Source organism: Pseudomonas putida (assembly GCA_041879295.1).
GTDB lineage: Bacteria > Pseudomonadota > Gammaproteobacteria > Pseudomonadales > Pseudomonadaceae > Aquipseudomonas > Aquipseudomonas putida_Y.
Genome location: CP047152.1, coordinates 5,346,593 through 5,365,393 on the forward strand (window position 1 = coordinate 5,346,593; position 18,801 = coordinate 5,365,393).

At 61.8% G+C, this 18,801-nt stretch carries 17 protein-coding genes; 12 read left to right on the forward strand and 5 right to left on the reverse strand.

The features are described 5' to 3' along the window. Position 1 precedes the first annotated feature (1 nt). The gene (locus tag GST84_24375) at positions 2-421 is read right to left on the reverse strand and encodes a poly(3-hydroxyalkanoate) granule-associated protein PhaI (protein ID XGB15309.1); all 420 of its coding nucleotides are present in this window, start codon (positions 419-421) and stop codon (positions 2-4) included. Between the two features lie 311 nt (positions 422-732). On the opposite strand from GST84_24375, the gene GST84_24380 reads away from it, so the two are divergent. Then, entirely contained in the window at positions 733-5,361 is a 4,629-nt protein-coding gene (locus GST84_24380; protein XGB15832.1) for a hypothetical protein, read from the forward strand. 18 nt (positions 5,362-5,379) lie between these two features. Here GST84_24380 and GST84_24385 read toward each other — a convergent pair whose 3' ends face one another. Continuing rightward, positions 5,380-5,655 (reverse strand): polyhydroxyalkanoic acid system protein, encoded by a 276-nt coding sequence (locus GST84_24385; GenBank protein XGB15310.1) that lies wholly within the window; start codon positions 5,653-5,655, stop codon positions 5,380-5,382. A gap of 124 nt (positions 5,656-5,779) precedes the next feature. Here GST84_24385 and ubiE point away from each other — a divergent pair, with 124 nt between their 5' ends. The 11 genes from ubiE to GST84_24440 all read left to right on the forward strand — a co-directional run bounded on the left by ubiE (position 5,780) and on the right by GST84_24440 (position 15,982). Further along, entirely contained in the window at positions 5,780-6,550 is a 771-nt protein-coding gene (gene ubiE / locus GST84_24390; protein ID XGB15311.1) for a bifunctional demethylmenaquinone methyltransferase/2-methoxy-6-polyprenyl-1,4-benzoquinol methylase UbiE, read from the forward strand. Further along, positions 6,550-7,173, forward strand: a complete 624-nt coding sequence (locus GST84_24395; GenBank protein XGB15312.1) for an SCP2 domain-containing protein — start codon at positions 6,550-6,552, stop codon at positions 7,171-7,173. Before ubiE ends, GST84_24395 begins: the two co-directional genes overlap by 1 nt. Beyond that, positions 7,170-8,792: a ubiquinone biosynthesis regulatory protein kinase UbiB gene (ubiB, locus tag GST84_24400; GenBank protein XGB15313.1), complete on the forward strand. Its 1,623-nt coding sequence runs from the start codon at positions 7,170-7,172 to the stop codon at positions 8,790-8,792. Before GST84_24395 ends, ubiB begins: the two co-directional genes overlap by 4 nt. A gap of 72 nt (positions 8,793-8,864) precedes the next feature. Beyond that, positions 8,865-9,257, forward strand: coding sequence for a phosphoribosyl-AMP cyclohydrolase (gene hisI / locus GST84_24405; GenBank protein ID XGB15314.1), 393 nt, complete (start codon positions 8,865-8,867; stop codon positions 9,255-9,257). A gap of 1 nt (position 9,258) precedes the next feature. After that, on the forward strand, positions 9,259-9,594 hold the full coding sequence (locus tag GST84_24410) for a phosphoribosyl-ATP diphosphatase (protein XGB15315.1): 336 nt from the start codon (positions 9,259-9,261) through the stop codon (positions 9,592-9,594). Positions 9,595-9,675: 81 nt separating this feature from the next. Further along, entirely contained in the window at positions 9,676-9,948 is a 273-nt protein-coding gene (locus tag GST84_24415) for a twin-arginine translocase TatA/TatE family subunit (protein ID XGB15316.1), read from the forward strand. 3 nt (positions 9,949-9,951) lie between these two features. After that, the gene (gene tatB, locus GST84_24420) at positions 9,952-10,329 is read left to right on the forward strand and encodes a Sec-independent protein translocase subunit TatB (protein ID XGB15317.1); all 378 of its coding nucleotides are present in this window, start codon (positions 9,952-9,954) and stop codon (positions 10,327-10,329) included. Further along, complete coding sequence (gene tatC, locus GST84_24425; GenBank protein XGB15318.1) at positions 10,326-11,114, forward strand: twin-arginine translocase subunit TatC; 789 nt, start codon at positions 10,326-10,328, stop codon at positions 11,112-11,114. The genes tatB and tatC overlap by 4 nt, the downstream gene beginning before the upstream one ends. After that, on the forward strand, positions 11,111-11,818 hold the full coding sequence (locus GST84_24430; GenBank protein ID XGB15319.1) for a 16S rRNA (uracil(1498)-N(3))-methyltransferase: 708 nt from the start codon (positions 11,111-11,113) through the stop codon (positions 11,816-11,818). Before tatC ends, GST84_24430 begins: the two co-directional genes overlap by 4 nt. Positions 11,819-11,919: 101 nt before the next feature. After that, on the forward strand, positions 11,920-13,836 hold the full coding sequence (locus GST84_24435) for a HAMP domain-containing protein (protein ID XGB15320.1): 1,917 nt from the start codon (positions 11,920-11,922) through the stop codon (positions 13,834-13,836). A 202-nt stretch (positions 13,837-14,038) separates the two neighbouring features. Further along, on the forward strand, positions 14,039-15,982 hold the full coding sequence (locus GST84_24440) for a HAMP domain-containing protein (protein ID XGB15321.1): 1,944 nt from the start codon (positions 14,039-14,041) through the stop codon (positions 15,980-15,982). A 109-nt stretch (positions 15,983-16,091) separates the two neighbouring features. On the opposite strand, the gene GST84_24445 is transcribed toward GST84_24440, so the two are convergent. The 3 genes from GST84_24445 to GST84_24455 form a co-directional block, all read right to left on the reverse strand. Next, positions 16,092-16,826 (reverse strand): ATP-binding cassette domain-containing protein, encoded by a 735-nt coding sequence (locus GST84_24445; protein XGB15833.1) that lies wholly within the window; start codon positions 16,824-16,826, stop codon positions 16,092-16,094. Further along, positions 16,819-17,781: an ABC transporter permease subunit gene (locus GST84_24450; protein XGB15322.1), complete on the reverse strand. Its 963-nt coding sequence runs from the start codon at positions 17,779-17,781 to the stop codon at positions 16,819-16,821. The genes GST84_24445 and GST84_24450 overlap by 8 nt, the downstream gene beginning before the upstream one ends. Before the next feature lie 79 nt (positions 17,782-17,860). After that, the gene (locus tag GST84_24455; GenBank protein ID XGB15834.1) at positions 17,861-18,658 is read right to left on the reverse strand and encodes a transporter substrate-binding domain-containing protein; all 798 of its coding nucleotides are present in this window, start codon (positions 18,656-18,658) and stop codon (positions 17,861-17,863) included. Positions 18,659-18,801 lie beyond the last annotated feature (143 nt).

Genomic DNA, 18,801 nt, shown 5'->3' on the forward strand with positions numbered 1-18,801 from the left:
CTTATGGTTTGTGCGCGACACGCTCAAGCAGCTCATGCAACTGTTCAAGCTTGATCGACAACGCCTCAACGTCATGTTTAGACGGAATACCCAGGCGATTCAAGGCGCGACCGACCCGTGCGTCGAAAGCTTTTTCGATCTTGTCGAGTTGAATTTCTACCTTGCCGCGTACGCGGCTCACTTCTTCACCGACTTCGTCAAGCTGGTGGTTGGCGGCATCGAGTTCTTTGTCGATGCGCTTCTTGCCGCGAGTCTCGACACCTTCACCCGCCCTGACCAGCTCCTTGAAGTAGTCAGAGCCTTCCTGACCAACGCGGGCGTAGGCGCCGATACCGGCCAGCCAGATCTTGCGCGCATAGCCGCGCACCTCGCCAAGCGTACCCAGGGCTTCGTCTTTTTTCTTCACAATCACTTTGGCCATGCTGTGTACCTCATGCTCATGAGTGGTGGAAAACCGCCCACGGAGGTTGGGCTTGAACATAAGGTAGGGAAGAAAATTAGAAACCTCACCCTAAGGTCTTCGTTGTCGCATCTATATACCGCAAGCCCCTTCGCCCATAGCGCTAGCGTCGCAAGCTTCACCTCACGGACATCGACGCCATGACTGTTGTAGCAAACCCACCCAGGCTGACGTTCAAGCAAAGCGTGGCAGCCTGTTTCTCCAAACGACCCAGCCTGCGGGACGTTTTATCAAAGGACGCATTCCAGACTTTCAGCGACCGGTATCCATGGTTGCACCGCAACCATCCTCATATCACATCGCTCGACCCTTTCGTCATCCTGCATGCACCGGCCAGCACAGATGATCTGCCACGTCAGAGCGGGCTGCTGGACGAGCTTCTCCGGCATTTCCTGACCAAGGAACGTGTGCAACTGGGCGCCTCAGACAAGCTGAGCATCAGCCCTCCCCATGTGTTTAAAATTCAGGAGCAAGGCCAGGACAACATTCGCCAACCCGAAATCATGCCGGACCTGACGAAGCTCAGCGATGACTTCGATACCGTGCTTGGTGCGTTGATACCGGCCTTCCAGCAAGCCCAGATCGGCTTCTGGAACGGGCTCGACGAAGACAGCCAAGTCTCGCGCATGCTCTGGCTTGAGCACACCATCAAGGCTGCATTGCTCGAGAACCTCCCTCGCCAAGGCCTTGAAGATGATGAAAAAGCAGCAATGTACGCCCTGCTCGACGGGGTATACGACAGCCTGGCTGTCGAGGCGATACAAGTCACGCTCGGAACGGATGGCGGGGCACACACCGTTACCCTACCGGATCTGTTGCTCATCACCACAAGCGGCACCCGCAGCCTGGTTCTGCAATGCAAGCCCTGCGGTTCGGTTCATCGCCATGTCGACCTGCCCAGCTTTGCCACCGCGCTGCAACGGCAGCTAGCGCAACGTTATCGCTTCGAAACGTTGTCCTGGGCACACACGCCAGTAATCGGACGCCCTTTCGCCTTCCAGGTCAGGCAACTGCTGAACGATATCCTGGACGACATCGGCCGCCTGCGTATTGGCGGCCTGACAACCGTCGACGAACTGGAGCGACAACTGCGCCAGGTGAGCGACCCGTCAGCTTACTTCCTCAACCTGCCATCGCAGGAGCAAGCTGCACCCTCCGTCAGCCCGCCGCGATGGCTGCTCAATGCCAGCGCTGAGGACCGCTACGCCTACCACACTGCACTGCTCGATCTGGCGGCGAGCCAAGGTCGGTCGAAGGGCTGCACATCCCTGGGCGATGTCGAGGATATCCGTGATTACGCCGCTCGCCGCTTGCGTGAGACCCTGCAGACCAGCTACCCAGACAAGGCGGTACACGACCCGAACAAGGTGCACATCCGCATTTCCCAGGCCGTCATCGGCGCCGCTACACAAGGGCAGTCACTGTTCTTGTACTCGGTGCCCCTGACCGACTTGGCAGTTTCACGCCTGCGGCTGGAGGCTGGCGAGGTGATGAGCGGGATGAACTTCGAGGACGGCTCGCCTGTGACCGACTGGCTGAGCATCGACCAGATCAGGGGCCTGATTCATCAGGTCGACATCGGCGGTCACTACCCCTCCTACCTGAAGGACCAAGTCAACACCCAGCCGCGCAGGGCCGAGCGAATCCGCCAGCATGCCAGGGAATGGCGTTACGCCCTTCGGTTCAGCACGCTGAAGGCCAAGATCGAGCGACAGCTTGGCGAAGCGGCAAGCCAGGCAATGCTCAGGTTCTGCCAGGGCATGGACAATGGCGTGGACCTTCTGCGCATCGCCCCCCTGGCGTTCCTTTGCGCGCCTGGCGCTTCGGCAAGCGATGTGGCGCACGGGATGTTCATCATCGAAATACCGGCAAGCGGCAGCTGGGTCTTGTACCGCCCATTCTATGCCGACAGGGCGTTGCAGGAATTTCCGAACCTCGAATTGCTGATGGACGCAATCCGCAGCAGGGGCGAACTGCAAGAGAGCGTACTGGCCTGGCTTGAGGATGACACGCGTCCGACTTACCAGAACGACGGGTTCAAGCACCCGCACCTGCACCCGAACATGACCAAGCTGACGCACCTGCTCAATGTGCCGGTCGAGCTGCTGGACCACCTTTTGCAACGCCTCAGACGCCCGGTCCAGGCCTCGTTCCAGGCCTGGACGGAAGATCTGGACACTCATCTGTTCAACGCCCGTATCGAGACCATGTTATTGGCCTCAGCCAGCAACAGCGTCTCCAATGCCCAGGAAGTGCGGGCTTTGGTGAAGGAGGCTGCGTGGGCGATCTTCAATACCGTCACCCAACTTTGGCATGGCCCGATGACCACCCTGGTGTGGCTGGTGGTGGCGCTGTCGGCAGTCAAGGAAGACGTCGAGGCGCTGATCAAGCGCAGCGGTGACGACAAGATCGTCGCAGCCATAGACCTGGTCACCAACCTGGCCTTGCTCCTTGCCCACCGCCCTGCAACGCCACCTGCCAACAGCGAAGAGCCCGCCAGGCTACGTTTTTCAGGCCCTGCGCCGAAGGAAGAGACCCCGCCCCCAGCGCTCGAGCAGCCACAGGAGAAACCGTGGCAGCCCCCCGTCGAGGCGCCACGGCCCACGCTCGTGCGTGTAGATGGCTGGCATGACGGGCAGCGCCTGAGCAACCTGTCGGTACAGGAGCGCCAGTCACTGGCCCAACTGCAAGCCTCGCAGCCACTCGAAGGGCACGCGCCACTGACAAGGGGCCGTTTGCGTGGGTTGTACAATATTGCCGGCCGTTACTACGCCAAGTTGGGCGATGGCGCCTATGAGGTCATCGAGACGTGGAACGGCATGCAGATCATCGGCCCCGAGCCGAGCAGCAGCGAGTGGGTGTCCCAATGGAATGGCGCCCCGGACGGCTACCATATCGTTGGCCGTGAACGCCAAAAAGGCCCCTGGCTGACGCGCTGGAATGGCCAATGGACCGTGAATCTGAACCTCTCTGGCGGCATGCCAAGGAACAGGCAATCCATCAACGCTGAAAACCGCCAGCGGTTCGACACCTTGAGTACAACCGCCACGGCGAACCAACAAGCGCTGAACCAGATGGCGCCACTTATGGAACGCAGCCAAGTGCAACTGCAGGCTTATGACGACCTCGCGCTGGAGTACAGCCTGGCTGTCGATGCTCTGCCTGCACAGGAGCGCGCTTCACCGCCGCCAGCATTGCAACTTCAGAGGCAGGCACTCAAAGCCCAGCGCCTGCGCCACTTGCCAGAGATCAGGGCATCCGCGCTCTACCTGGAACGGCAGAGCACGCTGTTGCATGGGAACATCGAAGTGTTCAAGGAGATGGCCGAACCACGGTTCAGCAAATTCGACACCCGAGCCCCGAGCCGACGCCGATACGGCAATTGGTACGGCGCAGCCATCGAAAACGACATGCTGCTGTGCCGACGCTTGCTGGAGCAGGTCGACCACCAGGCACTGAGCGCACAGGCCACCGGGCTGCCCCGCGTTCCAGAGACTGCCGAGCAGATACAGCAATACCTCGACTATCGCGAGCGGGTACGCGATTCCTGCCAAGCCAGCCGCCGCCTGCTTGTCGTCAGCCAGCGGCTGGACCGGATCCTGGCGGAAACACTGCAGGACCCCAAGATCGATTTTGCCAATAAAGCCACGAAACCCGCTCAGACCATCCGACGCAGAACGTATTCGACATTGGTCATTCGGGCCCAGCTGCTCAGTGACCTGGCCTACCTCGCCGTGGACAAGAGCCGCCTCTCTGCGGACACGGCCGAGGATTTGCTTGCGATGCGCGCGCCGCTCAGCGGCATCGAATTCAGCAGCACGGTATGGAGCCACGACGGGCTGGCAGCCACCGAAGAGACGGCCCAGGTCAAAGCCGAACTGCTTGAGGATATCCTTCAGAAATACCGTACCGTGCTGGACCGCGCCCAATACATGAAAACGCTGGACTCGCCTGCGCTGGTCGCTGACGTACTGGACGAATACATACGCGAACTGTCCACGATTGCCCAGATCACAGAGCAGCAACTGAGCGCGACCTTGACCAACCTCGACAGCGGCATCAGCCCCCCCTCGCCAACGCCATATCATCGGCCCGCGACGATCAAACGCCGGGTCATCCGTGTTGACCGAGGTCGACCGCTACTGGTGGAAATAGACCAAATGGGCAACCGTGCTATCCAGCGCAGTGCATTCAACCAGGAGCCTGCGGGCAGCTTCACGCAACGCGACGGGGTGTGGCATGCCGTGCCTGAGCAAGCGCGGCCGGCCCAGCATGACCGCGCACAGCTGCGCCAGCGAGCAAACCGCCTGCTGGCAGAGGTGGATGGAAAAATCGCCTTCGCCGCTCACTATGCCGATGAGCCCAACAGCCTGAGCGACTTTCTGGAATGGCCGGCAGGTGACATGCGCGAAGTGCAGCAGCAACTGACCGAGCTTAACAATCCACTGGATTACGGCTTGGTCGAACTCCTTCGGGCAGCGGTAGACCGCGTCCATCACGAAAAACTTCGGCTACTCACCGACGCGTATCTGAACACCCGACATCCCGACGGCAAGGCCCTTCGCTTCCTGGCTGAGCAGAACCGGATTCGGATCAGGCAAACCGTGATTCGCCGACAGTTACGTCACGTCAATGATTACCTCGACGTCTACGAGGTTCGCGATGTACAAGCGCCACAGCGGTTACTGTGGGAGGCGCATTTTCATTATCCCAGTCTCGAAGCGAGGGGGCATGACTTCGTCAAGGGCCACCTCAAATTCTGGGATGCAGGCGTAAGGGGCCGAAAGGCCATGCTCGAGCAGGCCGCAGACGCACGCGAGCGCATCGCGATCTACCGCGGCGATCTGCGCCTGGAGCAGGTGATTGGCATCATTCCTTTCCCGGCGGACGCGCCACAGTAGCCAGACAGCGGCGCCGGCTCAGGCCAGGGCCTTGTCCAGCGCCCGCTCGATCTCGCCTTTGATGGTGCCGCTCATCATCGACAGCATCATGCCCAGCTTCAATTCGACGCGGATGCTGTCGTCGCCAATGTGCACACTGCCATTGGCGCCACTGCGCGCAACGTCCACACGGTCACCGTTCCAGGTGGCCTTGAGGTCGTACTCGCGGCTGAGCTTGTCGACCAGCGCTTCGGCCTTGGCGCGGGCGGCATCACGGCCGAGGGAGTGTTTGCGTTCGACGCTGATCTGGGTCATGCGGACGTTCCTGAAGATGTAGACATAATGCGCATTATGCCCGCCCCTGCCCGCTGGCACACCCCGCCAAGACAAATCCGCCCGTTCGCCCTAGAATGGCGGTAATTTTTTCCGGTGAAGCGATATGAACGACCAGCGCAAAGGCGACCACGCCGAACCCACCACCCATTTCGGCTATCAGGACGTGCCTGAAAGCCAGAAGGCGAAGAAAGTCGCCGAAGTGTTCCACTCGGTGGCAGCCAAGTACGACCTGATGAACGACGTGCTTTCCGGCGGCATGCACCGCCTGTGGAAGCGCTTTACCATCGAGCTGTCAGGCGTGCGCAGCGGCAACCGCGTGCTGGACATCGCCGGCGGTACCGGTGACCTGGCGGCCAAGTTCTCGCGTCTTGTCGGGCCGACCGGGCAGGTGGTGCTGGCCGACATCAACGATTCGATGCTCAAGGTAGGCCGTGACCGCCTGCTTGACCGCGGCGTGGCCGGCAATATCGAGTTCGTCCAGGCCGATGCTGAAAAGCTGCCGTTCCCGGACAACCACTTCGACTGCGTGACCATTGCTTTCGGCCTGCGCAACGTCACCCACAAGGACGCCGCCATCCGTTCGATGCTGCGCGTGCTCAAGCCCGGTGGCCGTCTGTTGATCCTGGAGTTCTCCAAGCCGACCAACAAGCTGATGTCCAAGGCCTACGACGCCTACTCGTTCGCTTTCATGCCGCTGGCTGGCAAGCTGATCACCAATGACTCCGAGAGCTACCGTTACCTCGCCGAGTCGATCCGCATGCACCCTGACCAGGAAACCCTGAAGAGCATGATGGTCGAGGCCGGTTTCGACCGCGTCACCTATCACAACATGACCAGCGGCATCGTTGCCGTGCACCGGGGAATCAAACCCTGATGTTGCTGGCCGGGCTGCTCGCCAGCGTCGAACATGGCCTGAACCGCGTCCTGCGCATGGACAGCACGGCCCTGCCGCGGCTGGCCGCGCTGGAAGGCAAAGTCATCGAAATCGACTGCCGCCAACCGGCCCTGCAGCTGTTCATCTTGCCCGACGAAGAAGGCCTGATGCTCGCCGCTCACTGGCAGGGTGAGGTCGACTGCAGCCTGCGCGCCCCCGCCGGTAGCCTGGCGCAACTGGCCCTGGCCAAGGACAAGACCGCCGTGCTGCACAGCCCGCAAGTCGAGCTGCACGGCGACAGCGCCGTACTGCTTGACCTGTTCGGCGTGCTGCAGGACCTGGAACTGGACTGGGAGCACGAGTTGCAACGCTGGCTTGGCCCGGTCGCCACAGCAATGCTGGCCGGCCATATCCGCCTGCGCGCTCGCTGGACTCGCCAAGGTCTGGCACGTTTCAGCCAGAACCTGTCCGAATACCTGGCCGAGGAATCCCGCACCCTGGTCGGCAAGCGCGAGGCCGAAGCCGCCTTCAGCGAACTCGATGCCTTGAAACTTGATACAGAACGCCTCGAAGCGCGCCTCAGGCGCCTGTCCCGATCCCTTGATACCAGCGATAACGCATGAAGCTGCTCGCCGTCCGACGTCTTTTTCGCATCCAGCGTGTGGTGATCCGCTACCGCCTCGATGACCTGCTGTTCGACCAACCCTTGCTGCCCTGGTGGCTGGCCAGTCTGCGCCTGTTGATGCCGTGGCGCTGGCTGCCACGCAAGCCCACCGAGCTTAGCCGTGGCGCGCGCCTGCGCCTGGCGCTGCAGGACCTGGGGCCGATCTTCATCAAGTTCGGCCAGTTGCTGTCCACCCGCCGCGACCTGCTGCCCCCGGACATCGCCGACGAACTGATGCGGTTGCAGGACCGTGTGCCCCCCTTCGACCCGAAAAAAGCCGTGGCCTTGATCGAGGAACAGCTCGGTGCGAAGGTCGGCGAGGTGTTCAGCCGCTTCGACGTCGAGCCACTGGCCTCGGCCTCGGTGGCCCAGGTGCACGCCGCACGCCTGAAAACCGGCGAAGAGGTGGTGGTCAAGGTGGTGCGTCCGGGCCTGAAACCGGTCATCGCCCAAGACCTGGCCTGGCTGTTCCTGATCGCCAAGGCCGCCGAACGCGCCTCGGCGGATGCCCGTCGCCTGCACCCGGTGGAAATCGTCGGCGACTACGAAAAAACCATCTACGACGAGCTCGACCTGCTGCGCGAGGCTGCCAACGCCAGCCAGCTGCGGCGCAACTTCGAAGGCTCCGAGCTGATGTACGTGCCCCAGGTGTACTGGGACCTGTGCCGCCCCAAGGTGTTGGTGATGGAACGCATCTACGGCGTACCGGTGACCGACATGACCACCCTGGCCGACCAGCGCACCGACATGAAGCTGCTGGCCGAGCGCGGCGTGGAAGTGTTCTTCACCCAGGTGTTCCGCGACAGCTTCTTCCATGCCGACATGCACCCCGGCAACATCTTCGTCAGCACGGTCAAGCCGTGGAGCCCGCAGTACATTGCCATCGACTGCGGCATCGTCGGCAGCCTCACCGCCGAGGACCAGGACTACCTGGCGCGCAACCTGTTTGCCTTCTTCAAGCGTGACTACCGCCGCGTCGCCCAGTTGCACATCGACTCGGGCTGGGTGCCGGCAAACACCAAGGTGAACGAGTTCGAAGCCGCGATTCGCACGGTGTGCGAGCCGATCTTCGAAAAACCGTTAAAAGATATTTCCTTCGGCCAGGTGCTGATGCGCCTGTTCCAGACCGCACGGCGCTTCAACATGGAAGTGCAGCCACAGCTGGTATTGCTGCAGAAAACCCTGCTCAACATCGAAGGCCTGGGCCGTCAGCTGTACCCCGACCTGGACCTGTGGAGCACCGCCAAGCCGTACCTCGAACGCTGGATGCGCGACCGCTATAGCCCCAAGGCCGTATTCGGCAACCTGCACAGCCAGGTAGAGCAATTGCCGCACCTGGCCGGCATGACCCGCGACCTGCTCGAACGCCTGTCGCAGCCTCACCTGCACGATCCACAATTGCCGGAGCGGCGCCGCCAGGGCGACCGCTGGGCGCTGCGCCTGCTGGGCGCCGGCCTGCTTGGCGGTGGCGCAGTCTTGGCCGCAGGCGCTGCCGAAACCGCCAGCCTGGCCGCCCCGGCCGCCTGGCCCGCCTGGCTGATGCTGGCTGCGGGCCTTTACCTGATCGTGCGCCAATAGCCAGCCGCGCCTGTGGCTGGCACACTAGCGCAAAGGGCCCGGCACAGGAGCGGGCCCGCTTTGGAGTCGACGATGAAAGACTGGCTGGACGAGATCAAGTGGAACAGCGATGGCCTGGTACCGGCAATCGCTCAGGACCACAAGACCGGACGTGTGCTGATGATGGCCTGGATGAACCGTGAATCGCTGGCCCTGACCGCCGCCGAGCAGCGTGCCATCTACTGGTCGCGTTCGCGTGGCAAGCTGTGGCGTAAAGGCGAGGAGTCCGGGCACGTGCAAAAACTGCATGAGCTGCGCCTGGACTGCGACGCCGACGTGATCATCCTGATGGTCGAGCAACTGGGCCATATCGCCTGCCATACCGGTCGTGAAAGCTGCTTCTACCGCGTCTATGAAGACGGCCAGTGGAAAATCGTCGACCCGGTCCTGAAGGACCCGGATGCCATCTACAACGCAGGACACTGACATGAGCGACACCCTCAACCGCCTGGCCGAAGTGCTTGAAGAACGCAAGCAAGCGGCGCCTGACAGCTCCTACGTGGCCAGCCTGTACCACAAGGGCCTGAACAAGATCCTTGAAAAGCTCGGCGAGGAGTCGGTCGAAACGATCATTGCTGCCAAGGATGCCCAAATCAGCAAGGATTACAGCGATGTCATCTACGAAACCGCCGACCTGTGGTTTCATAGCCTGGTGATGCTCAGTGCGCTGGGCCAGCATCCACAAGCCGTGCTGGATGAACTGGAACGCCGCTTCGGCTTGTCCGGGCATGATGAGAAGGCCGCACGCCAGCCATCTGCCTGACGTTTTATTGGGGGCGCCCGCTCCCACAGGCACCGGGTTGCCGGATCGATATGCTGTACACACAATTTTCAGGAGTACGAAATGGGTATCTTTGACTGGAAACACTGGATCGTCCTGCTGGTGGTCGTGGTTCTGGTGTTCGGCACCAAGAAACTGAAGAACTTCGGCAGCGACCTGGGCGAATCGATCAAGGGCTTCCGCAAGGCCATGAACGAAGAAGAGACCAAACCGGCCGAGCAGACTCCGCCGCCTGCCCAACCGGTGCCACCGGTGCAAAACACCGCGCAGCCGCAACAAGGCCACACCATCGAGGGCCAGGCCCAACCGGTCCAAGAGCCGCAGCGGAAAGACTGATCCATGTTCGGCATGAGTTTCAGCGAGCTGCTGCTCGTCGGCCTGGTCGCCCTGCTGGTGCTCGGCCCCGAGCGCCTGCCGGGTGCCGCGCGCACGGCAGGCCTGTGGATCGGGCGGCTCAAGCGCAGCTTCAACAGCATCAAGATGGAAGTGGAGCGCGAAATTGGCGCCGACGATATCCGCCGCCAGCTGCATAACGAGCACATCCTGCAGATGGAAGAGGAAGCCAAGCGCATCCTCAACCCCATGACGCCACCCGCGCAGCCGCCGGTCACCACGGCCAGCGTGCAGCCACCTGCCGGGCTCGAAGCCAGGCCGGTCGAAGCACCTAAAGCCCCGGCCGCACCGTCTGAACCGCCTCAACCGCCGCGAGCCCCATGAGCGAGAATCCGGAACACGACCAGCCGATGCCGCTGGTTTCACACCTGACCGAACTGCGCACCCGCCTGCTGCGCTGCGTTGCCGTCATTTTCCTGATCTTTGCCGGGCTGTTCTCCTTCGCCCAGCAGATCTACACACTGGTTTCCGCGCCACTGCGCGAGCACTTGCCGGCCAATGCAACGATGATCGCCACCGATGTGGCCTCGCCGTTCCTCACGCCGTTCAAGCTGACCATGATCGTCTCGCTGTTCCTGGCCATCCCGTTCATCCTCCAGCAGATCTGGGGCTTTATCGCCCCCGGGCTGTACCGTCACGAGAAGCGCATTGCCATTCCGCTGCTCGTATCGAGCATCCTGCTGTTCTACGCCGGCATGGCCTTTGCCTATTTCCTTGTGTTCCCGCTGATGTTCAAGTTCTTCGCCGCTGCCACCCCGGCAGGCGTAGCGATGATGACCGACATCGCAAGCTACCTCGACTTCGTGATGACGCTGTTCTTCGCCTTTGGCGTGGCCTTCGAAATCCCGGTGGCAGTGGTGCTGCTGGTGTGGATCGGCGTGGTCGACGTGAAGTACCTGAAAAAGGCCCGCCCCTATGTGATCATCGGCTGCTTCGTGGTCGGCATGGTCCTCACCCCACCGGACATCTTCTCCCAGACCCTGCTGGCCGTGCCCATGTGGCTGCTGTTCGAGATCGGTGTGCTGTGCGGCAGCCTGATCCGCAAGCGCAGCGCCCACGACGAAACCGCCGACGACCATAACGACCAGCCACCTGCGACCCAACCGTGAACCTGTTGCTTCTTGAAGAGGCCGACTTCGTTTCGGCCAACCGCGTCGTTCTTGCTGATCGGCGCTTCACCCATATGCAGGAAATCCACCGCGTGGCGGTGGGCGACAACCTGCGCGTGGGCCGTATCAATGGCCTGATGGGCAAGGCCACGGTGCTGCGCCTGGAAAAACACGAAGCCGAGCTGGCAGTGGCCTTCGACCAGCAGCCACCGGCCAAGCTGCCACTGACCCTGGTGCTGGCGGTGCCTCGGCCCAAGATGCTGCGACGGCTGTTCCAGACCGTGGCCACACTGGGTGTACCGCGGCTGATCCTGCTGAACAGCTACAAGGTCGAGAAAAGCTTCTGGCAAACGCCCTTCCTGCAGCCCGACACCATTCGCGAGAACCTGATCCTGGGCCTGGAACAAGCGCGCGACACAGTGCTGCCCGAGGTCATCATCGAAAAGCGCTTCAAGCCTTTTGTCGAAGACCGCCTGCCCACCATCGCCGCCGGCACCCTGGGCCTGGTTGGCCACCCCGGCCCTTACCCAGCCTGTCCGCGCGCCGTAGAACAAGCCGTTACCCTGGCCATCGGCCCCGAGGGCGGCTGGATCCCCTACGAAATCGACCTGCTGGGCAAGGCAGGCCTGGCGCCGGTGCAGCTGGGTGATCGCATCTTGCGGGTGGAGACTGCCGTCACTGCGCTACTTTCGCGCATTTTCTGACACAAACACCCCTTTTTTGCCCATCAAGTTTCCCTCTCCCGGGCCGATGGCCTTGGCAACAAAACAATTATTTGTGCTGCCAAGCCGCCGGGGAGTCGAACATGTATCAATGGTTAGCCCAATCGCTGGGCAATGTGAGCGTCAATCGCAAACTGGGGCTGGGTTTCGGCCTGGTGCTACTGTTGACCTTGGCTATTACCCTGGTCGGCTGGCACGGCATGGACAGCATCATCGACCGTGGCGACAAACTGGGAAACATTTCTGTCGTCCAGCAATACACCCAGGAGCTGCGCATCGCCCGCCAGCTCTACGATCGCCGCCGCGACGACGCTTCGCTGGCAGAGCTGGAAAAAGCCCTGGGCAACCTCGACCGCCAAGTGCAACTGATGCTTGGCCAGATCGAACAGCCTGCCGACCGCCAGCGCCTTGAACAGCAGCGCGAGGCAGTGCGCATCTACCAGCAGGCATTCAACGAGCTGAAGCAGGCCGAACAACGCCGCGAAGCAAGCCGTGATGTACTGGGTAGCAGCGCCGATAAAGTCGTTGAATTGATTGGCCGAGTACAACGTAGCCTGCTGCAAGGTGCAGACATCAATCAGTACCAGCACGCGGTGGACGTCAGCGCATTGCTGCAACAAGCGCGTTTCCAGGTGCGTGGCTACACCTACAGCGGCAATGCCGATTTCCAGCAAACGGCACTGAAGGCCATCGACCAGGCCTTGGCCGAGCTGCGCGCACTGCCGGCCAAAGTGCCAGCCGAACATGCTGCCAACCTGGATGATGCCGCCACGGCCATGGGCGGCTACCGCGATGCCGTGACCCAGTTCGGTGATGCCCTGCGTGCCAGTGAACAAGCGCTGCAAAGCATGGCTGAACAAGGCACGGTACTGCTGCAGGCCAGCCAGACGATGACCACCTCGCAAACCGAGGTGCGCAATGCTGCTGCCGCGCAGGCCAAAACACTGCTCACAGTCGCCACCGTGCTGGCACTGGCCCTTGGCCTGCTGGCCGCCTGGACCATTACCCGGCAGATCATCATCCCTCTGCGCCAGACCCTGCACGCCGCAGAACGCGTGGCCAGCGGAGACCTGACCCAAAGCCTGCAGGTGCAACGCCGCGACGAACTGGGCCAATTGCAAGCCAGCATGCATCGCATGACCCAAGGCTTGCGTGAACTGATCGGCGGCATTGGCGACGGCGTCACGCAGATTGCCAGCGCTGCCGAGGAGCTGTCGGCGGTGACAGAACAGACCAGCGCCGGGGTCAACAACCAGAAGGTCGAAACCGACCAGGTGGCGACGGCCATGAACCAGATGACAGCCACCGTGCACGATGTGGCACGCAATGCCGAACAGGCTTCGGAAGCCGCCCTGATGGCCGACCAGCAGGCCCGCGAGGGCGATCGCGTGGTGGGCGAGGCGGTGGCACAGATCGAGCGCCTGGCAAGCGAAGTGGTCAACTCCAGCGAAGCGATGAACCTGCTCAAGACCGAAAGCGACAAGATCGGCAGCGTACTCGACGTGATCAAATCGGTGGCCCAGCAAACCAACCTGTTGGCCCTCAACGCGGCAATCGAAGCGGCCCGCGCCGGTGAGGCCGGGCGTGGCTTTGCCGTGGTTGCCGACGAAGTGCGTAGCTTGGCCCAACGCACACAGCAGTCGACCGAAGAGATCGAAGAGTTGATTGCCGGCCTGCAAAGCGGCACCCAACGGGTGGCCAGCGTGATGGACAACAGCCGCCAACTGACCGACAGCAGCGTCGAGCTGACCCGCCGCGCCGGCAGCTCGTTGGAAACCATCACCCGCACGGTGTCGTCGATTCAGGCGATGAACCAGCAGATTGCCACGGCGGCCGAGGAGCAGACGGCGGTGGCCGAGGAGATCAACCGCAGCGTGATGAATGTGCGTGATATTTCCGACCAGACCTCGGCGGCGAGTGAGGAGACCGCCAGCTCCAGCGTGGAACTGGCGCGGTTGGGTACCCACTTGCAAGGGTTGGTTGGGCGGTTCAGGCTCTGATCTGAACTAGCGGTCGCCCGGTCGGGCCTCTTCGCGGTTTTACCCGCGAGGAGGCGGCACCGGACGAACTGTTTCCTACTTCTAGCGGCGAAATTTCCTACCTGATTATCAGGTCAAGTCCTACAACTCCGCTGCCGATGGGCAGAGATGTGATGCCAGCCATGCGCCTGCATCCTTTCTCTCACTCGCTCGGAGATTCCCCATGCTTGGCTCCCTCAACCGCAAGCTCGGCAACATCAGTGTCGCCGCCAAGCTGGCCCTCGGCTTCGCCGTGGTCCTGCTGCTCACCCTGGCCACCACCATCAGCGGCTGGCGTGCCCTGGATGGTGCCATCGTGCGCTCACAGCAACTCAGTGAAATAGGCCTGATCAACGACCTGACAAAAGACCTGCGCGCGGAACGCATCACCTACCGCGTGCTCAACGACGATGCCAGCAGAGCGCGCATCAGCAACATCCTCGACCAGCTCAATAGCATGCTGACCACCCTGCAGCAACGCAGCAACGTCGATGAGTCACGGCAGTTGCTGACAGAAAAAATGGCATTGTTACAGAGCCTGCGCGACAACTTCAGCGAACTGCAGCGCAGCGTCGCCAGCCGTGTAGCCCTGCGCGAAGCCCTGCAGTCGCAGGAGCAAGCACTCAGCGTGGCGATTGACGAACTGCAGACCCAGGCCTTGCTGAAAATGCCTGACGACAGTCAGCAAAGTGGTGTGCTGGGCCTGATGGACACCCTCAGCCGGCATGTCGAAGGTGCCAACCAGCAAAGCCTGGTTCCAGCCTACACCTTCGTCCCGGTCGAGGATTTTGCCAAAGTCGGTGATAACGCCCTGGACGCCGCCGACAGTAGCCTTGCGCAACTGCTTGAAGGCCTTGCACCGTTGGGCTTGCCACGTGCCATCAGTGAGCAACCCGGTGTCGAGCTGAGCAAGTACCGCACCAGCCTGGATCAGTACCGCCGCGCCGCCGTACGTGTCGAGCAGTTGCAGAACAACATGGAAAACATGGGCAACGAGCTGCGAACGGTTAGCCTCGAACTGGGCAAACGCAAGGTCGAACAACGCGACAGTGAGGCCCTGGCCGCTCGGTCGCTGCTGACCAGTGTGGCACTGCTGGCAATGGTGGTAGGGGCGCTGGCCGCCTGGCTGATCACCTTGCAGATCACCCAGCCACTGCGCCAGACGTTGGCCGTGGCCGCCCGCATCGCCAAGGGTGACCTGAGCCAGGTCGACACCGTGCAACGTCGCGACGAAATGGGCCAGTTGCAAACCAGCATGCGCGAGATGACCTTGAGCCTGCGCGAGCTGATCGGTGGCATTGATCAGGGTGTCGGCCAGCTTTCACAGGCCGCCACGCAGTTGGCGGCCAGTAGCGAAGACACCAAGTTGCGCATCAATCAGCAGCGCGAGGAAACCGACCAGGTGGCCACTGCCATGAACCAGATGAGCGCCACCGTGCAGGAAGTGGCACAGAACGCCGAGCAAGCCTCACTGGCCGCGACCAACGCTGACCAGCAGGCACAGGTGGGTGATCAGGTAGTCGCCGAAGCCATCGGCCGTATCGAACAACTGGCCGGGCAGATGGACCATTGCCTGGCGGCCATGCAGCACTTGGCAGGCGAGAGCCAGCGGATTGGCAGCATCCTGGATGTGATCAAGTCGGTCTCCGAACAGACCAACCTGCTGGCGCTGAACGCGGCGATCGAAGCGGCACGGGCCGGTGAAGCCGGGCGTGGCTTTGCCGTGGTGGCCGATGAGGTACGCGGCCTGGCCCAGCGCACGTCGACGGCGACCGAGGAGATCGGCCAACTGATCGACAGCCTGCACAACGGTACCGACGAAGTGACCCGTTTGCTGGACAGCAGCAAGAGCCTGACCGAACAGAGCGTGGAACTGAGCCGCAGGGCCGGGCACGCGCTGAGCCAGATCACCGACACGGTGTCGAGCATTCAGGGCATGAACCAGCAGATCGCCACCGCCAGTGAAGAGCAGAGCGTGGTGGCCGAGCAGATCAACCGAAGCGTAATCAATGTGCGGGATGTTTCGGATCAGACCAGTGCCGCCAGTGAGCAGACGGCAGCCTCGAGTGGAGAGCTGGAGCATCTGGGGCAGCAATTGCGGGGGATGGTGGGGAGGTTCAGCATCTGACATCACGTCGCCCTCTTCGCGGGCAAGCCCGCGCCCACAGGTACAGCACCCCCTTCAAGGCAGTGGTGGACATGCAGGGCCGAGCTTGCCCGCGAAGAACCCGGCGCGGTTACAGCACCTGGCGCAGGAATGCCTGCGCACGCGGGTCTTTCGGCGCAGCGAAGAACGCCGCTGGGGCCGAATCTTCCAGCAGTTTGCCGTGATCGAAGAACAGCACGCGGTCGGCCACTTCACGGGCAAAGCCCATTTCGTGGGTGACGCAAACCATGGTCATGCCTTCCTGGGCCAGGGTCTTCATCACGTCCAGCACCTCACCGACCATTTCCGGGTCGAGCGCTGAGGTCGGCTCGTCGAACAGCATCACTTTCGGGTCCATGGCCAGGGCCCGGGCAATCGCTACCCGCTGCTGCTGACCGCCGGAAAGCCGGGACGGGAATTCGTTGGCCTTCTGCGCAATACCGACCTTTTCCAGCAACGCCCGGGCCTTGGCCTCGCGGTCAGCCTTGTTGCGCTTGCGCACCACCTTCTGCGCCAGGCACAGGTTTTCCAGCACGGTCATGTGCGGAAACAGGTTGAAATGCTGAAACACCATGCCGACTTCGCGGCGATAGGCATTGATGTCGGTCTTAGGGTCGGCCAGTTGCAGGCCATCGATGGCCACATGGCCTTGGTCGAAATGCTCCAGGCCGTTGAGGCAGCGCAGGAACGTCGACTTGCCCGACCCCGATGGCCCGAGCACCACCACCACTTCGCCCTTGGCGACCTGAGTGGTGACGTTATCCACAGCCCTTACCACCTGACCACGGGTGTCGAAGACTTTCAGCAGGTCACGGACTTCAATCACTTTGCGCAAGCCTCCGCTCGAGCCGGCTGGCAATGTGCGACAGCGGCAGGTTGATCAGCAGGTACAGGCCTGCCACGCAGAACCAGATCTCGAAGGTTGAGAACGAGGTGGTGATGGCCTCACGGCCACTCTTGGTCAGTTCGGTGATGGCGATCACCGACACCAGCGAGGTGTCCTTGACCAGGCTGATGAACTGGCCGGCCAAGGGCGGCAGCACGCGCTTGAACGCTTGCGGCAGAATCACATGGCGCATCGACTGGCCAGCGTTCAGGCCCAGCGACCGGGCAGCCTCGTTCTGGCCCTTGGCGATCGACTGCACGCCAGCACGGACGATTTCAGCCACGTAAGCACCGGTGAACAATGCCAGTGCCGCCACCCCGGCAAACTCGCGGGACAGGTTGAGCACGGTGCCGATGAAGAAGTAGAAGATGAAGATCTGTACCAGCAGCGGCGTACCGCGCACCAGTTCGACATAGACGGTCGACAGGTCGCGCAGGGTCGGGTTGTTGGACAACCGGCACAATCCGGCGAACAGCCCGATCACCAGGCCCAAGGCCCCGGACACCACCGAGATCCACAAAGTGGTCCACAGGCCCCACGCCAGCGGGCCAGCGGCCCAGTGACGGGTTACGCCAATCTGGTCGCCTTCGGCAACATCGTCGCCGCGGCTCAGTTGTAGGCTGTCCTTGGCCACATCGAGCACTTGCTCGGCACCACTTTCGTCCTTCAGCGTGACGCGGGCGTTGTCACCGGAGATGACGATTTCCTGCACAGTGCCGTAGCCGGCAGCGCGTTGTACGTCCTCGGCCTTGTAGGCGAAGTACTGCGGTACGCGGTTCCAGCGCCACTCGTAGGAAATCATCGAGGTGGCCATGTAAAGGCTGAGCGCCAGGCCCACCAGGACCAGGGCGGTCAACCCATGCCATGGCCACTGGGCTTTCTTGTGTTTGATCACGTGGGGTACTTCCGTAAATGCGAACGCGCAGGGTTTGCCTGCGCGTCGGGGTCATAAAGCCGGGCTTGTGGCCTGGGCCTTATTCCATTTCCTTCAGCCAGTCCTTGTTCTTGAACCACTTGTCGTGAATACGATCGTAGGTCCCGTCGTGCTTGATCTGGTGCAGGAAGTTGTTGATGAAGTTGATGCTGTCGTAGTCGCCTTTCTTCAGGCCGAAGGCCAGCGGCTCGTAGGTGAAGGGCTCGTCGAGGAACAGCAGCTTGCCGGCGCCGGCTTTATCTACCGCCACCACGTTGTACGGCGCGTCATAGACAAAGGCGTCAGCCTTGCCGTTGACCACGTCCATGACCGCTTCCTGTTCGTTGTCGTAGCCGTGGTACTTGGCTTTGCTGATCAGCTTCCTGGCGACCATTTCACCCGTGGTGCCCAACTTGGAAGTGAGGCGGTACTTCTCGTTGTTCAGGTCTTTGTACGACTTGATCTCGCCAGCCAGTTCCTTGCGGATCAGCAGGGTCTGACCAACCACGATGAAGGGTTCGCTGAAGTTCAGACGCAGGTTGCGCTCCTGGGTCAGGGTCATGCCGCTGCCGATCATGTCGAACTTGTCGGTCAGCAGGGCCGGGATGATGCCGTCATAGGCGGTGGACACAGCCTCGAACTTGACGCCCATGGACTTGGCCATGGCCTTGAGGATATCGACTTCGAAGCCGATGATTTCGCCACGTTTGTTGGTCATCTGGAACGGCATGTAAGTCGGGTCCATGCCCACCCGCAGGGTGCCGCGCTTGACCGCGTCATCGATGGCGCCCGCCTGGGCCGCAGTCACGGCGACCAGGGCGGTCACACCGACCAGCAGTCGCGAAAGGTATTTCTTGATCATCACCAAGTCCCCTAGCAATAAAAGTAGCGAATCTTATTGTGTTGGCACGGCCGTGCTGGCCGAAGCGTCGTATCGGAGAGGGATGCTAACGCATGGCGGCCCGAGGACCTAGAGCCGCGGGGGGACTTTGTTGGCCAAAA

Bases quoted from the DNA above. Each gene is read 5' to 3' on its own strand.
- GST84_24410 (XGB15315.1), top strand. From the start codon at position 9,259: ATGAGCGACACCCTCAACCGCCTGGCCGAAGTGCTTGAAGAACGCAAG.
- GST84_24385 (XGB15310.1), bottom strand. From the start codon at position 5,655: ATGACCCAGATCAGCGTCGAACGCAAACACTCCCTCGGCCGTGATGCC.
- tatC (XGB15318.1), top strand. From the start codon at position 10,326: ATGAGCGAGAATCCGGAACACGACCAGCCGATGCCGCTGGTTTCACAC.
- hisI (XGB15314.1), top strand. From the start codon at position 8,865: ATGAAAGACTGGCTGGACGAGATCAAGTGGAACAGCGATGGCCTGGTA.
- GST84_24375 (XGB15309.1), bottom strand. From the start codon at position 421: ATGGCCAAAGTGATTGTGAAGAAAAAAGACGAAGCCCTGGGTACGCTT.
- GST84_24415 (XGB15316.1), top strand. From the start codon at position 9,676: ATGGGTATCTTTGACTGGAAACACTGGATCGTCCTGCTGGTGGTCGTG.
- GST84_24435 (XGB15320.1), top strand. From the start codon at position 11,920: ATGTATCAATGGTTAGCCCAATCGCTGGGCAATGTGAGCGTCAATCGC.
- ubiB (XGB15313.1), top strand. From the start codon at position 7,170: ATGAAGCTGCTCGCCGTCCGACGTCTTTTTCGCATCCAGCGTGTGGTG.
- GST84_24440 (XGB15321.1), top strand. From the start codon at position 14,039: ATGCTTGGCTCCCTCAACCGCAAGCTCGGCAACATCAGTGTCGCCGCC.
- GST84_24395 (XGB15312.1), top strand. From the start codon at position 6,550: ATGTTGCTGGCCGGGCTGCTCGCCAGCGTCGAACATGGCCTGAACCGC.
- tatB (XGB15317.1), top strand. From the start codon at position 9,952: ATGTTCGGCATGAGTTTCAGCGAGCTGCTGCTCGTCGGCCTGGTCGCC.
- ubiE (XGB15311.1), top strand. From the start codon at position 5,780: ATGAACGACCAGCGCAAAGGCGACCACGCCGAACCCACCACCCATTTC.